Source organism: Bacillus sp. LR_5 (genome assembly GCF_042709275.1).
The window spans coordinates 17,604-34,100 of the sequence record NZ_JAVAXX010000004.1; the positions used below are offsets into that span (position 1 = coordinate 17,604).

Below are 16,497 nucleotides of genomic sequence, written 5' to 3' on the forward strand. Positions count from 1 at the left end.
CTCCTATAACAGTTGTTGAATCTTTGTGCTGTCACCCGGGTGATAGCTTCGCAGCTTTTGCATGGCGGAGCCGTGAGTTTCCGGGTACACTTCAATCGTTTCTTCTGTCTGTTCCGCTTCATCATTCGTTTCGTTTGCCATTTTCATCATTACTAGCTGCTTCAGCGGTCCCCCGAGCAGCAATTCCAAAGCTTCCATTGCTTCAGGGGCTTCAATTGAGCCTATGCCTGCCTGAGCCATTCTCTTTTGGTAATCCGGTGATGAAACAACACCAATGCTTCCCCAATAACTCCAATTCATCACGGCTACTGTACAAGGCCATACTTGAGACAGCCGCTGTGCAAAAGCATCCTTAAAACTGCAACCCGCAGCGTAATTGCTTTGTCCGGAAGCTCTTGCAAACGATTGTACGGAAGAGAAAAACAAAACAAAATCCAGTGGTTCATGCCGGAAAACTTGGGCCATTCGCACGCTTACATCAACCTTTGCAGCAAGAACGTTTCTGAAACATTCCTCACTCATATTCATCAGGCTTCGGTCTTGTAAGACAATCGCAGAATGGATGATGCCGTTGATTTCATGATGCGTTTGTTTCATTGTTTCATACGCGCGTTCTAATTCCTCTCGGTTAGCCGCATCTGCTTGAATGTAATACGGGGCTGGCCCTAGACGTGCAAGTCTGTCCAGCTTGCTTTGAATGGCTGCATCCTTTTTCCTTCTGCCAATCCAAACGATCTGCGCCTGATATGTTCTGATCATATATTCACTCCACGCCTCACCAATACCGCCAGCTCCGCCTATGACAACATAAACGCCTCCGTGCTTATACTTCGTGTGCACCGGTTGATTGTTGTGTACTGGAATTAGACGAAGCTTATGCCAAATCTTGTTTCGATAGGCCCACGTATTCCCTTCTTGATCGGCAGGCAAGGAAAGGAGTTGAGATAACGGCAGGTCTTCGTATTTTTTAACATCGATCAGCTTTGTCTGCCAATTTGGATATTCTTTTGACATTGAACCGATCAGGCCGTGTACCCCGGCATCGACCGGGTCGACAATATCATGCTGATCAACATATTGTGTGTTCACCGTCACGACCGTCCAGCTTATCTCCTTCTGTCCATAGCCTAAAGAAAGCATTGCCTTAATGAGCCTATACATTTGAATGACGCCTTGATCTTGGGCTTCAATCATTTCATCGCCGACTTCGCACTCTGTCACACGAGAAGGAGACATCCACACGATGTGGTCAAACGATCCGAGTGCTTCAAGCTGGCCTGTAATTCTATGAATTGATGCGTTCGGCTCAATGTACAGCTCCTTGGCAAACGGAAACTCCCTTTGAACAGCTTTTCTGCTGTTGTCATCCCCTCCGAGGATGACAACACGCTCATCAGCAGGCGAAATGCTCCTCTTCTCCAGCTGCACTCGATCCCATATCGGCGCCATAAGAAGCGCTCCGTTAAGAGTTGCTTTGGAGTTTCCTAGTGATGTCGGCCCGTCTGGCGGTTGTATGCCTTCTTCCAGCAGCCTTGAGGTAATCCCCTTGATTCTTACACACACTCGGCCTTGTTCATCACACAAATCAATATCCAGTCTCTGTATTTTGTCCTCATTAGGACGAGATGTCACAGACACCCACATTTTATTTGTACACGGGCTGAATATTTCTAGCTCTTGCAGCGCAAAAGGCAGAGAAAGCTGCTCGTCACCGGAATTCAGCTTTAGCCCGATCGACGCTTGTAAAGCAGAATCGGCCATACTTGGATGAAGAACGAATTCATTCAGTGTGTGAGTTACACCAGCAGGCAGAGAAAGCTCTGCCAAGGCTTGATTGCGGCCGATGTAAAGCCGATCTATCCCTTGAAAACCAGGTCCGTAGTCAATGCCGATCGCCTTAAACAATTCATAACATTGGTCGTGTGAGAGTGTGCTTAAACTGCATTGGTCTTGAAGCACGCTGATATCCTGGACCGGAATGTCTCCTGCCCCGCGGATTGAAGCACTGCCTTGACAATGTATCTTTCGATCATTGTGTGCAGCCTCTGTATAGACGTTAAAAGCAATCTCGCCGTCCTGCTGGGGATTTAGACTGATATCCACTTGAACAGGCTGGCCGTCCGCCACAATCGGCTGCACCCACACAACATTTTTGATGTGAATAACAGATTGTTGATCTTCGGTTCTTCTCACTGCTCTTATAACGGCAGCATGAACCATCTCAAGATATGCCACGCCCGGCATAACCGGTTTTCCCTTCACCTTATGATCGGCGAAAAAGAACTCAGCACCTGTAAAGGCCGAGCTGAAACGCTGCTCTGACAAATCAGATGTGTTGACATGTATCAATGGATGCAAAGCTGCTGATTCGACTGTTTTTAAAGCTGTTTGATGGGCGGCTGCCTCCTCTTTCGTATCCGTTATCCAGTAGCGTTCTTTCGCAAATGGATAGGTAGGGAGGCTGATGCGTTTCGGCTGTTTGCCGTCATACAGTTTGCTCCAGCCTATTTCCATGCCTTTTACCCATAAATCAAGAAGTCTTTCATATATGTGAGGCTCCCAGCTATTGTTGAGCGTTTTCTGTACTTCGTCATCTGATCTCAATGTTTGTGCGATACCTTTTTCTGCTCTGCCTCTGTACATGTACTTCGCATTGGTGCCCCCTTCTATAAAGAGGTTCAGTTTTTCCAGCAAGTCCCCAGTCGAGACAGCGATAATCCCTAATCTCTCCTCCATTGCATCACGCCCCTCTTGGAGTGTATAAGCAATATCAGTGAGGTCACGAGCAGTGATAGATCGCTTGCTGATAAAGTCTGCTAATTGCCGGGCTTGGTCTTTCAGACGATCTTCATCCTTTGCCGACAAAATAAAGATGCCCGGGTGCTGTGCTGTCACAGCTGGTGCTGTTGCAGGATGGGTTGTTTCTTTCGGAATATATTCCTCAATGACCACGTGGGCATTGACGCCGCCTATCCCGAACGAACTGATGCCTGCGCGGCGCGGCAGCTCTCGGCCGGCTTCATCCCGAAGCGCCTGCCACTCTCTCGATTCCTGCACAATATAAAACGGGCTGTCATCCAGTTTGATATATGGATTAACAGTTTCACTGTACAGACTTTTGACAAGCGTTTTATGCTTGAGCTGCAATAACACTTTAATGACACCCGCCACACCGGCCGCCAGTGATAAGTGACCGATGTTTGTTTTCGCTGATCCAAGTCCGCAATGGCTGCCATGAACAGCCGGGTCCCCCGTTTTTTCATACAGCTCTTTAAATGCCGCTTTTAAGCCGTTGATTTCTACTGGATCGCCCAGCTTGGTTCCAGTCCCATGCGCTTCAATATAAGTTACGGTTCTTGGATCAATTCCCGCTTTTTCATATGCTGTTTTTACGACATCCGCCTGAGCTTTCGGATTAGGAGTCGTTAGAGAATTTGCACGGCCACCGTGGTTTACCGCACTTCCTTTAATGACACCGTAAATATGATCACCGTCTCGTTCAGCCGCTGTCAGCTTTTTTAGAAAGAGAATGCCGGCACCTTCACTGACTGCGAATCCATCGGCTTTGTCAGAAAATGTTTTGCATCTTCCTTCTTTGCTCAGCGCCCCGGCTTTATCATAGGCGATATGGCCTTGCGGAGTTACGACCGTGTTGACCCCTCCCGCAATCGCCATTTCACAGTTTCCATTTTCAATGGCGCAAACCGCATGATGAATGGCGACCAAAGAGCTTGAGCACGCAGTGTCGATCGGTTCACTCGGTCCATGAATGTTCAGGAAATAACTGACTCTATTCGGTCCTGCAGAAGGACTCATATTCGCAGCCGCTGAGCCTTCGATGTCTACATTTGACAGAAGTGAACTGTACCCTGTGTTTCCTGTCCCGATGAAGATGCCCGTTTTGGTTCCTGCCAGGCTTCTCGCTGAGTGTCCCGCTTCTTCTACCGCCTTCCACGCATAGGTCATTAACAGGCGCTGCTGAGGCTCCATCTGCTCAGCCTCCAGCGGAGATATGCCGAAGAACAATGGATCAAAGTCAGCTACTTCATCAATAAAACCGCCCCATTTGACGTTTGTTTTATTCGCTTCTTTCAGAGGGTCTCCGTAATACTCCTGCCAATCCCAGCGGTCTTTTGGAACCTCTGTAATACAATCTGTGCCCGATGACAGGTTCTTCCAATATTCCTCAACGTCTTTTGCCTTTGGGAAAACGCCGCTCATTCCCACAATCGCAATAGGCTCAGGCTTGGGATCAGCTTCCTTTTGCATTGGTGTTACCGAAGGTTTTACAAAGCGGTTTTCAGTCGAAAACGTCATATTTTTTATATTCTGTTCGACAGGCTGCATTAGCACCCCAGCTTTGGCAGGCGTTTGAGCTGTAAAAGCATTTGGATATTCTTCTGACAGATACCCTGCAAATGCATAAACAGTTGCGTGCTCAAAGAAGATCGTAGGCGTAAGATCCAGCTTGTACTTCTCATTCAGTGTATTTGCGAATTCAGTTAACGTAATCGAATCAAATCCATATTGATTAAACTCCATGTCCGGGTCAATCTCTTCAGGTTTGATTTTGAGCAATTGAGAGATTGTTTGCTTTAAAACTTCTTGAATGTGGTCGCACATATTTCCTTGATCCATTCTTGCTTCAGATGTCACCGGTACTTGCACTGTTTTCATTGGTACATCATCAGAAGACGGCTTTTGAGTCAGCTTTTCCCTCATCATGTCTTTGATTCCTTCCATGACGATGACTTGATCTTTGCCAAATGCCAAAGCTTTATACAGCGCTTGAATGCCGGTCTCGGTCCGCATTGGAGTCACACCTGTGTTTTTCAACGTCATGTTTTCAATTTCTTTATTCGCGCGCATGCCGCCTTCTTTCCAGAGCGGCCAATTGATTGACAACGTTTGTCCGTGCCTGTACATGGCGGTTACAAGCGCATTTCGATAAGCTGCATAACTGTCCATAAATGCATTAGCCATTGCATAATCGGCCTGTCCCGCGCTGCCGGCAACACTTGATATTGAAGAAAAGAGGATAAAGAAATCTAACGCAAGATGCTCGGTTGCCTCATCCACATTCACAAGCCCTTTCACCTTAGGAGCGAGAACTTGTGTCAGCTCTTCATTGGTTTTGCTCATAAGATAGTTATCTTTAATCAGCCCAGCGCTGTGAATGACACCATTCAAGTCTTCGTAATCAGACGTAATGCTTGTGATAAGCTCGGAGGCTGCTTCCGTTTGTGTCACGTCAACCTGCCTGTATTCTGCGCGAGCCCCTAATTGCTGAAGTTCGTTAAGCTCCGCCTGCTGATCCGCATTCAACGCGGATCTGCCTGTCAGAATGAGCACAGGCTGTTCGGCTTGGCGAGCAATCTCTTTTGCAAAAATAAACCCAAGTCCTCCTGCGCCGCCCGTGATGAGGTATACACCTTTATCTCTCCACGGCATGCTTATTTCCCGATCATCTATTTGCATTTCATCCAGATCATTGATGTACCGTTTGCCTTTTTCATATTTGATGTGCTGATCTTCTGTGTGCCTTTTATTCTCTTTCAGTTTTTCTATTACACTTTCAACATTTTCATGTGAATCGATTTCAATCGTCTGGCCGATTAGTTTTTTATTCTCCAGGCCGGCGGTTTTAAGGAGCGCCGATAGCCCTGAGAATGAGTACTGCTTTCTTTGTGCAGAGGTAAGCAGCTGGATCAGAACATTGCCCTGAGGTCTGCTTTTGAGAAGACCCTGGACCGTCTCAAGCGCTTGTTCGGCATAATCTTGGAACCTCTCTGCAAGTCCTTCGCGGAATGACTCCAAAACGATGCATTCCGCTCCTGTCATTCTTGATTCAATGCGATCTTTTGAGAGGCCATTCATGTCGCAAAGCATGACAATGTGCCGTTCGTAATGAGGCTCAGGACTTTCTTTTTTAAAATCCTTGGGCACCCATTTTTCTTCAAACATCAGGGTTGCCAGCGTTTGATCAGATTCCGCCGATCCAGAGCCGCCTTCTGCTGCTCTGAAAGATAATCCTTTCATCCGTACGCAAACATTGCCGCTCTCATCTAAAATATCAATATCGCGCTTTTGCACCTTATCAGTTGCCTTGCTGCCTTGGCTGTATCTTGCGTATACCCACATTTCTGACGAACATGCTCCGAAGACTTCAAGCTCCTGGACCGCAAAAGGCAGTGTCAGCTGGTTATCCCCGGCTCCTGTCAAAATGCTTGACGCCTGCAAAGCAGAATCCATCAGCCCAGGGTGCATTTTGTATTGGCTGAGCGTATCTGCAGCTGACGGATGCAATGACAATTTTGCCAAAACAAATTGTTCAGCTGTATAGATTTTTTTCACTCCGCGATAAGCAGGACCATATTCAAATCCAATCATTTGATAGGTGTCGTATACTTCGTTTACGCTGAAATGACTTTCCTGACACTGCTCCCGCAGAGATTGCAAATCAACCGTGGGCAGATTTTCAGCAGGATTCAATATCGCGCTGCCTTGACTGTAGACGATTGACTGTTCGCCAGTAACGTCTGAATGACCATAGATTTCATAAGAGATCTCACCATTTTCTCCCGGTAAAAGCCTAATGTGTACTTGCTGCGGCTGATCCTCTACAACAATAGGCCGCACCCACACCGCATTCTTTAGCTTCATGATGCGCGGTACATCTTGTACCTCTGCGGCCTGCTCAACAGCTGCCCGCGCCAATTCAAGATGAGCCACTCCCGGCAAAATCCGTTGGCCTTTCACAACATGATCAGCAAGGAAAAACTCTTCTCCCGTATAAATAGAGCTAAACCTTTGTTCCGAGAGATTCGATGTGTTTTGATGCATTAATGGATGCAGCATGGCTCCGCCAAGGCGGGAGGCTGCTTGATTTGCATCAATGCTGCCGCTTTTTTCAATATGATCAGAGATCCAATAACGGTCTTTTGCGAAAGGATACGTCGGCAAGCTGATGCGCTTTGGCAGATTCTCGCCATACAATTTCGTCCAGTCTACATCAAGCCCTTTTACCCATAATTCAAGCAATTTTGCATACTTTCCCCGTTCCATCCATTTCTCGACGGCTTCTTGAATCTCTTCGTCCTCTGTCAGCATTTGGAGTGTGCCTTTATCAATCCTGCCTTTAAATACATCCTCCACACCGCTTTTGCCTGCTGCAAAGTCTTTTAACTTTTGCTGTACATCCTCAATGGAACCGGAAATAATCCCGAGACGTTCTTCCATCGCATCCCGTCCGGCTTGCAGTGTATAAGCGATTCGGGCGAGATTTACGTCACTATATGATTGCTTATCAAGCGCATCTGCCAGCTGCTGTGCATGTTCTTTTAGCCGCGCTTCATTTTTAGCCGATAAAACGAAGATACCCGGATGTTCCGGCGTGATGGATGGTATATTCTCATCGGATGCTTCCGGAATATATTCCTCGATAATCACGTGGGCGTTTACCCCGCCGATTCCAAATGAACTGACACCTGCCCGGCGAGGAAGCTCTTCTCCCCGTTCATTTTTCAGCGCTTTCCATTCTTCCGTTTCCCGTACGATATAGAACGGACTGTTTTTCAGCTGAATGTATGGATTCACGTTTTCGCAATGCAGACTTTTCACTAAGGTTTTATGCTTAAGCTGCAATAATATTTTAATAACTCCTGCTGCACCGGCTGCCAGCGATAAGTGGCCGATATTTGTCTTTACAGACCCTAATCCGCAGTAAGGATTGGCTGATGTGTCTCCTTCATTTACACCCAATGCTTTAAAAGCTGATTTCAAACCGTTAATTTCAACCGGGTCTCCAAGCTCCGTCCCGGTTCCGTGGGCTTCAATGTAGGTCACGGTTTTCGGATCGATTCCCGCTTTTTGATATGCCGACTGAATAACATCTGCCTGCGCCTTCGGATTGGGAGTCGTTAAAGAGGCTGCACGGCCGCCGTGATTGATTGCACTGCCTTTTATGACTCCGTAAATGTGGTCTCCCGCTTCTTCAGCCGCTTTTAATTTTTTCAGGAACAGTATGCCGGCACCTTCCCCATGCGCAAAACCATCGGCTTGATTTGAAAACGTCTTGCATTTTCCTTCTTTGCTCAGTGCTCCCGCCTTATCAAAGCTGATATACACCTCAGGAAGGATAATCGTATTTACACCGCCGGCTAATGCCATGTCACAAGTGCCTTCCTCAATTGAAGAGATGGCATGGTGGATCGCCACTAGTGAACTTGAGCACGCTGTATCAATCGGTTCGCTCGGCCCGTGCAGATTAAGGAAATAACTGACCCGGTTCGGACCGACCGATGGGCTCGTATTGGCTGCCGCTGATCCTTCTATTGCCGAGTTCGCTTTAGATAGAAGAGAGCTGTATCCTGTATTTCCCGTTCCGATGAAGACGCCGGTCTTTGTGCCTGACAACCTTTTCGCCGAATATCCTGCATCTTCGATCGCTTTCCAGGCGTAAGTCAGCAGTAAGCGCTGCTGAGGTTCCATTTGTTCAGCTTCACGCGGGGAAATGCCAAAGAATAATGGATCAAAATCTGCAATACCGTCAATAAAACCGCCCCATTTCACGTTCGTTTTATTGACTTCCTTCGCCGGATCACCTTCATATTCACGCCAATCCCAGCGATCTTTCGGGATTTCCGTCATGCAGTCTTTGCCCTCTTTTAAGATGTTCCAGTACGCCTCAACGTCTTTCGCCATAGGGAAAATCCCGCTTATGCCCACAATGGCAATTGGCTCAGGCCCAGCATCACTCTGTATGGCGTTTGGCAGCATGACTTGCTGCTTTCTGCGTCTTTTAGCTTTGGCACGCACGGCTTGTTCCTGTTTCGCGGCAGGCTGAATCTGAGCCGATACAGCGCGCACAGCAAATGTCTTCGCAAATACCGATTGATATTCTTCTGACAAATGCTTGCCAAACGCATGAATCGTCGGGTGGTCAAAAAATACGGTTGGCGTCAGCTCTAACTGATAGGCGCGATTGATATGGTTGGTGAATTCAGTCATGGAGATAGAATCAAAACCATACACCGTCATCTCGGCATGATCATCAATCGTTTCAAGCTTGACCTTTAACAGCTTGGCGATCTCTCGCTTTAACATCGCCTTTACTTTATCCAGCAAACTGTCTGCATCAATGCTATTTATTTGTTCAGTCATGTGTTCTGCTTCCTTCTTTTCCATAGGTGCTGAGGCGTTTTTGGCCAGCATGTTTTGTTTTATTTTCTGCACATCGCCTTCGATCACCATTACTTGGTTTGCCTCTGAATGAAGTGCTTGATATAATGCCTGAATTCCTTTTTCCGCCCTCATAGGAACAATACCGGCAAGTTGCACAAGCCTTTTCTCAGTTTCTTGATCGACCTGCATGCCTCCATCTCTCCATAAAGGCCAGTTTACAGAAAGCGTCTGCCCATGCCGCTGGCTGAGGTCGGCAAGCCTATTTCGATAGCCTGCATACATATCCATAAATACATTGGCTGCCGCATAGTCAGACTGACCAATGCTCCCTAAACTTCCTGAAAGAGATGAAAAGAGAATAAAGAAGTCTAAAGGCAAATCCTTACTCGCTTCGTCTAGATAAACAAGCCCTTTTACTTTAGGCGCCAGTACATCGTGCAGATCTTTTGCCTGTTTATTAACCAGGTAGCTGTCCTTGATGATTCCGGCACTATGAAGAATACCGTTCAGACGGCCATATCTTTTTTGAATGTCGTCAATGAGCTGATAGACTTCAATTTTATTGGTAACATCTGTTTGCCGGTAGGTGATGTCAGCCCCCTTGCTATGAAGCTCTTTCAGCTTTTTGCTTTTGCTTTCGCTAAGAGGTGAGCGGCCCGCCAGAATGACTGTCGCATTTTTCGTTTGTTCCGCAATTTCCTTTGCAAAAATATGACCTAGTCCGCCGGCACCTCCTGTAATGAGATAAACGCCATTGTCTTTCCACGGTTTGCTGCCGTCTCCTTTTGCCTGTTTGATTTCACGCCAATCAGCAATATACCGTGTCCCGTTTTGATATTTGACATATGAATCGCTGCTCATTTGATTTTCTAACAGTTTGCCAGCAATGCTTTCTCCACTTTCTTCACTGCTGACTTCAATCATTTGGCCGGTTAGTTTGGCATTTTCCTGACAAGCTGTTTTCAGCAGTCCTGTCAACCCTGAAAACAATTGCTGTTCTCCCTCGGCAGAGGTCACGATCTGAACGAGAATGCCGTCTTTCGGTTTCGTACGAATGATCTCTTGTACCTTTTTAAACACTTGTTCTGTATAAGAATGGAAACGCCCATCTACTGAAGAAGGCCTTGCTTCCAGGCTGTATACATGGACATCCTCGATGGCTGCTTCAATTTGTTTTCTCGTCTCATGATCATATTCACATAGGAATACGAGATGCTCTGCATATTTTTTTGCAGCTAAGCTGTTAGCAGCCTTTTGTTCTTGCCAAACGGGCTGAAGCAATAAAGTTTCAGCGTTGATTTTTGATGGTTCGGTTTGTATATCTGCCTCCATCACTCTCGTCGAAAATCCTTTCAGCCGCACACAGATCATGCCATGCTCATCACATAGGTGAATATCGACTTTCTGTATCAAATCTCCTGGTTTGTTTTTCGAGTTGAATTGAACATAAACCCACATGTCAGAAACGCACTGACGAAAAACCTCAAGTTCCTCCAGTGCAAATGGCAGTGCTGCCTTAAAGTCTTCAGTGTCTGAAAGTTCCGCTCTGACGACATTTTGCAAATATTCAGCCGCCTGTAACGCCCCGTCCATTACACTTGGATGAAGAACATAATCGCCCAACGTATGTGCAACAGATTCTGGCAGTGATAATTTGGCAAGCAGCTGGCCGTCGCCTTTATATACGGCCTCTACACTCTTGTAACCTGGACCGTAATCGGCGCCGATCATCCCTTCATAAAACGAGGCAGCATCCATTTTGCTTTGATCACATTGTTTCTTGATCTTAGAAAGATCCAGTGCTTTTTCTCGCTTTAACTGAATCAATTCCGCTTTACCTTGGTTATATACAACTGGTTCTGCATCAGCGTATTCCGGATCACCATACATCCGATAAGCAATATGTCCGCCATCTTCATCGTAAAGTCCGATATTTACCTGAACCGGCTCACTTCCTGCTACAACCGGGCGAACCCACACGACATTTTTCAGCCTGATTCCAGTTTCATGATCCTCCAATCCGCCAATTCCTTGTTCTATAGCGGCTCTTGCCATTTCAAGCGTGACCGCCGCCGGCAAAATCGCCATGCCTTTAATGATATGCTCAGCAATAAAATACTCTTGTCCTGTGAAAATGGAGCTGAAACGCTGCTCTGACAGAACCGATGTATTATGGTGCACCAAAGGATGCAAACGAGATGGTTCAATTGTTGTGATAGCGCCGGTGCTGCTTTCAGGCCAGTATCGTTCTTCGGCAAAAGGGTATGTCGGCAAGCTGATGCGGCGTGGCTTTATATTTGGATAGAGCCTGCGCCATTCAACGTGAAAGCCATTTGCCCACATCTCGGCAAGCTTTCTCAATTCTTCTTTTGATATCCGCGATGAAGCCATATCATCTGCTTCAGCATTTCCAAGCAGCTGTTCAGCGGATGTCATTCTCGTTTTTTCTCCTTGAATACAGCCTTCTGCGAGCGGCTTTCCAGTCACAAAAGCTTCCAGCTGATGTTTCCACTCTTCCAGATCGTTCACTATAAAAACGATCCTGTTATCCATTGCTTCACGGCCGACTTGGAAGGTATATGCAATATCTCTTAAAGAGAAATGCCTTTGCTCGTCTTGACTGATATAGGACAGCATTTCCTTCGCGTATACTTGGAGCCGTTCACTATTTTTTGCTGATATAGGAATGATGTAAGGCTGATTGCCTTCGTTTTCGGTACCTGCATCAGAAATGTTTTCATATTGCTCAAATATTGCATGGGCGTTAGTTCCGCCAAGGCCGAATGAGCTCAGAGCCGCCCGATGGACACCTGCGTGTTTCTCTAACGATTTTCGTTCACGGACAACATAAAAAGGAGAGCTTTCAAACTTTATATCCGGATTCGGCTCCGTACAGTTGATGGTCGGTGCAAGTTCATTATGGTATAAACTCATCGCAACTTTAATGCATCCGGCTAACCCCGCAGCTGTATCCAAATGGCCAATATTCGTTTTCACTGAACCAATTCCGCAAAATTGTGTTTTGTCTGTGTATTGCTTGTACACTTTATTTAGCGCAGACATTTCAATAGGATCGCCTAATTTCGTTCCCGTCCCGTGCGCTTCAATATAACTGACCGTTCCAGGATGAACCTTGGTTGTATCCAATACATGCTGTATCACCTCTGTTTGGCCTTTTACACTTGGCGCATAGAAGCCGGCTTTTTCTGCCCCATCATTATTGATGCCTATTCCGCGCATAATCGCATAAATATGGTCTCCGTCTTTTACGGCATCCACAGCTTTTTTCAGCAGGATGACCGCTACGCCTTCGCCCCCGGCCATTCCGTCCGCCGAAGCATCGAACGCCTTTACATGCCCGTCGCTTGAAAAATTCAACCCGTTTTGGTGCACGTAGCCGATCGCTGATTGTGCGTGCAATGTTGCGCCTCCGACAAGCGCATATTGTGATTCGCCCGATGTCAGGCTTTTGTATGCTTGATATAAACCGACTAGTGATGAAGAACAGTTAGAATGAACAAAATAGCTTGGCCCTTTTAATCCGAGCTTATGTGAGATCATTGTGGGAATGGTTCCGCTTTGGGCTAAAACCCATGAGACATAGCCATCCGGTGATTCATGTCCTTCTGTTGTCTCCTTCGGCAATAACGTTCTATATGAATTGCTGCTTGCAGACATATATACACTTGTTGCCGGAATCTCCTTAGCCACATATCCTGCATCTTCAATCGCTTTCCAGGAGTGCAGCAATAAGAGGCGGAGCTGAGGGTCCATATACTCAGCATCTTTTGGCGAGATTTGAAAGAAACCGGGATCGAATAAGTCTTTCCCTTCGATCACAGATTGCACAGGCACATAGTCAGGATGCTGTATCAATTCTTCGGGAACTCCATTTGCGCGAAGCTCTTCTTCAGAAAAGAATCGTATGCTTTCTTTGCCTTCTTTGATGTGGTTCCAGAAGTCATGATGATTTTTCGCACCCGGGAACTGGCAAGATATCCCCACAATCGCAACACTGTCGTCAAAATAAGGGGGAATCTTCTGTTTCGGGTATTTTCCATCTTTTTTGTCATCATGATCATCTTCATTTTGTGTCCCGGCTAGATCTGAGTTTTTCATCTCCAAAATGTATTCACTGATTGCACGGATCGTGGAATACTCAAACAGCTCAGTAACATGAAACTCACAATCGAATTCTTTTTTGATTCGTTCAGCCACAGCTACAGCCAGAAGCGAATCGCCGCCCGCATCGAAAAATCCGTCATCCGGCCCAAATCCGCTGACCTTGAGCGTTTCCTCCCAAATGCGCAGCACCTGATCCTCTATTTCCGTTAATTGCAAGTGATTTGGTTTCCTTCTGTTGAACACGATCTCGCGTTTTTCTAATTCTTTACGGTTCACTTTTCCGCTGGGCGATAATGGAAGCTCATCTAAGCGGATAAAGTGTGAAGGTATCATATATTCGGGCAGACTCGATTTTAGATGAAGGCGCAAATCTTTTGGATTGGCAGAGGCATGTCCGCTTTCCTCTGTATAATAAGCAGCGAGCTGTTGATGGCCCTCAAGCTGCTTCACCACTACCGCCTGATCTAAAATGCCCGGAAATTCACCCAGCTTTGTTTCTATTGCGCCCAGCTCGACGCGAAAACCGCGTATTTTGACTTGGCTGTCAATCCGTCCCAAGTATTCTATGTTGCCGTCAGGAAGCCACCTTGCTGAATCACCCGATTTATATAGCTTCGTCCCTGGTTCAAAGGGATTATCAATAAATTTTTCAGCCGTAAGCCCCGGCTTTTTAAAGTAGCCTCTTGCTAAGCCGGCTCCAGCGATGCAAAGCTCACCTGGCTTTCCGATCGGGACAGGCTTCAAATGCTGGTCCACAATATAAATTTTCGTGTTGGAAACAGGCTTTCCAATCGGTGTATGGTGACTTGCGATATCTCCTTTTCCGCATCCGAAATACGCAGCGTAAATGGAGGCTTCCGTCGGTCCGTATATATTTTCAACACGGCAGTTTGTAAAGAGCGATACCGCCTTTTTCACTAATTCTTTAGGGAAGGCTTCACCTGCAACCATCATATACTTCAGCGGACCATCCTCTGTGAATCGCTTGTTGTCTTTCGCCATTTCTAAAAAAACATGCAGCATGGCCGGCACAAAATTAATGTGAGTCACTTTATATGTTTCAATATAATCCATGCAAAGCTGCGGTGATTTCTCCCCATTAGGCGGAAGAATCACAAGACGGCCGTCTCCAATAAACCATCCGAATAATTCTGAGATCGATACATCAAACACATAGTTCGTCTTCAATAAATATGCATCCTCAGCCGTTACAGGATAGTGAGATTCTAGAAAATTCAGGGTATTCATAATGCTCCGATGCTCTACCATAACCCCTTTAGGCTCTCCAGTGCTTCCCGATGTATAAATAATATAAGCGAGGTGTTCCGGTTTTACTTCCCGCTTTAAACCGCTGCTTTGCTGGTCTGTATAATCGTTTCGGCAAGCTAACTCGATATTGATCGCTTTTACATGGCTGCCAGTTAATCCGCTGATCCTATCATGAACGTTAGGTTGGCTGAGGACAATGGATGCCTGACTGTCTTTGAGCATGTACTCTAATCGTTCTTGCGGAAAACTTGGATCTAACGGCACATACGCTCCGCCAGCTTTCAGTATTCCTAAAATTCCGATGATCATATCAAACGAACGCTCTGCACAAATGCCAACGGGCTGTTCAGGTCCAACACCCTGATGTTGAAGGTAGACTGCAACAGATGTGCTTTTTTCATCTACTTCTTTATATGTAAGTGATCTGTCTTCAAACATCACAGCAACCGCATCGGGGGTTTGTTTCGCTTTTTCCTCAAACACCTCATGTATACACTTGTCATTTGCGATGTTTGTCCCTGTCGCATTCCATTGTTCCAGCAAACTAGTTTGTTCTTGATTTAATTGCAAAGAGTAGGCTTCAAGCGGCAAAGACGGGTCCTCCATCATGTGCTGCGCGAGCTTCATATAGTTCTCCATCATGCTTTCAATGGAGGACAGTTCGTACAAATCAGGGTTGTACAGAAGATGAAGCACTGTTTCATTTTCTTGCTCATATATTTCGAGCGCCAGCTCAAATTCACCCTCTTGCCGAATGTCTTCAATATATTCGATGCCAAGCGTTTGATACGGTTCAAGCACTTTTTGCAAGCCTGTTGCCTGAAAAAAGTTTTGGTACAGAAAAGCTGTTTGAAAAACCGGAGAATCCGCGGCCGAGCGGTCTACATTCAGCTCTCTTACCAATGCAGGGAACGGAAACGCCGCATGATCCAGGCCGTCAGCCACTGTCAGCTGCAGTTCCCGAATAAATGCTGTTAATGGCTGAGATCCGATATTCTTGCTCCGAACAGCCATCATATTGATAAAATAACCGATTAGGGTTTCAAATCTGTCTTCTTGCCGACCCATTGTCGGAACGCCAACAATGATATCCTTTTGTTTTGTATAATGATGCAGCAGTACTTTGTAAATGGAGAGAAACACAACCGATTCATTCACATGATTGGTGCGGGCAAACGATTTAATTTGATTTCTCAGGTGATGGGGGAGCAAGCTTTTATAAGCTTGCCCCTTGAATTTTCGTGATGAAGACCGCGGACGGTCAGCAGGCAAATCAAGAACTGGCAGACTCCCAGACAACTGTTCTTTCCAGTAAGCGAGATGCTCTTCCCCTTCTCTGCCAGTCAGCATCCGTTTTTCCCAATTGACAAAATCGTAATAATCAGCTGTTAATGGCTGCTGCAAGGGCTCAATCCCATTCAGCAATTGTTGATACGCTTCGAATAGCGCCGATATCAATGTCAGCATCGACACACCATCAAATATGATATGGTGAATTGTTATAAGAACAATGCATTCTTCTAACAGATGAAAAAGGTGTGTGCGCCATAACGGACCAGCTTCCAACTGGAAAGGTTCTTTTGCTTTTTCTTTTAGAAAAGGAAAGATATCTGCTGATTTCATTGCTGATATATCCTCTTCCACAAAATAAAGATCCTTTGATAACTGAACCGATTGAAATGGAATGCCATTTTCTTCTTGAATCACACTGGCTAAGATCGGATATTGTCTCTGTACAAACAGAAGGGCTTTCTTGAACGTCTCTGCATGTATTGGTTTGCTGAAGCGAAAGCATAAAGGAATATTATATGCACTCATCCCAGGAGACATTTTTTGAAGCATCCACAGCCCTTTTTGCCCTTCTGAAAGCGGGCTTTTCAACTGCCGCTTCATGCCTTTAAGATGTTCTTCCACCTCAGA

At 46.1% G+C, this 16,497-nt stretch carries 1 protein-coding gene; it reads right to left on the reverse strand.

What is annotated here, in order from left to right:
• Positions 1 to 3: 3 nt before the first annotated feature.
• On the reverse strand, positions 4 to 16,470 hold the full coding sequence (locus RAC86_RS02000; RefSeq protein ID WP_377885363.1) for a non-ribosomal peptide synthetase: 16,467 nt from the start codon (positions 16,468 to 16,470) through the stop codon (positions 4 to 6).
• Between the last annotated feature and the right edge of the window lie 27 nt (positions 16,471 to 16,497).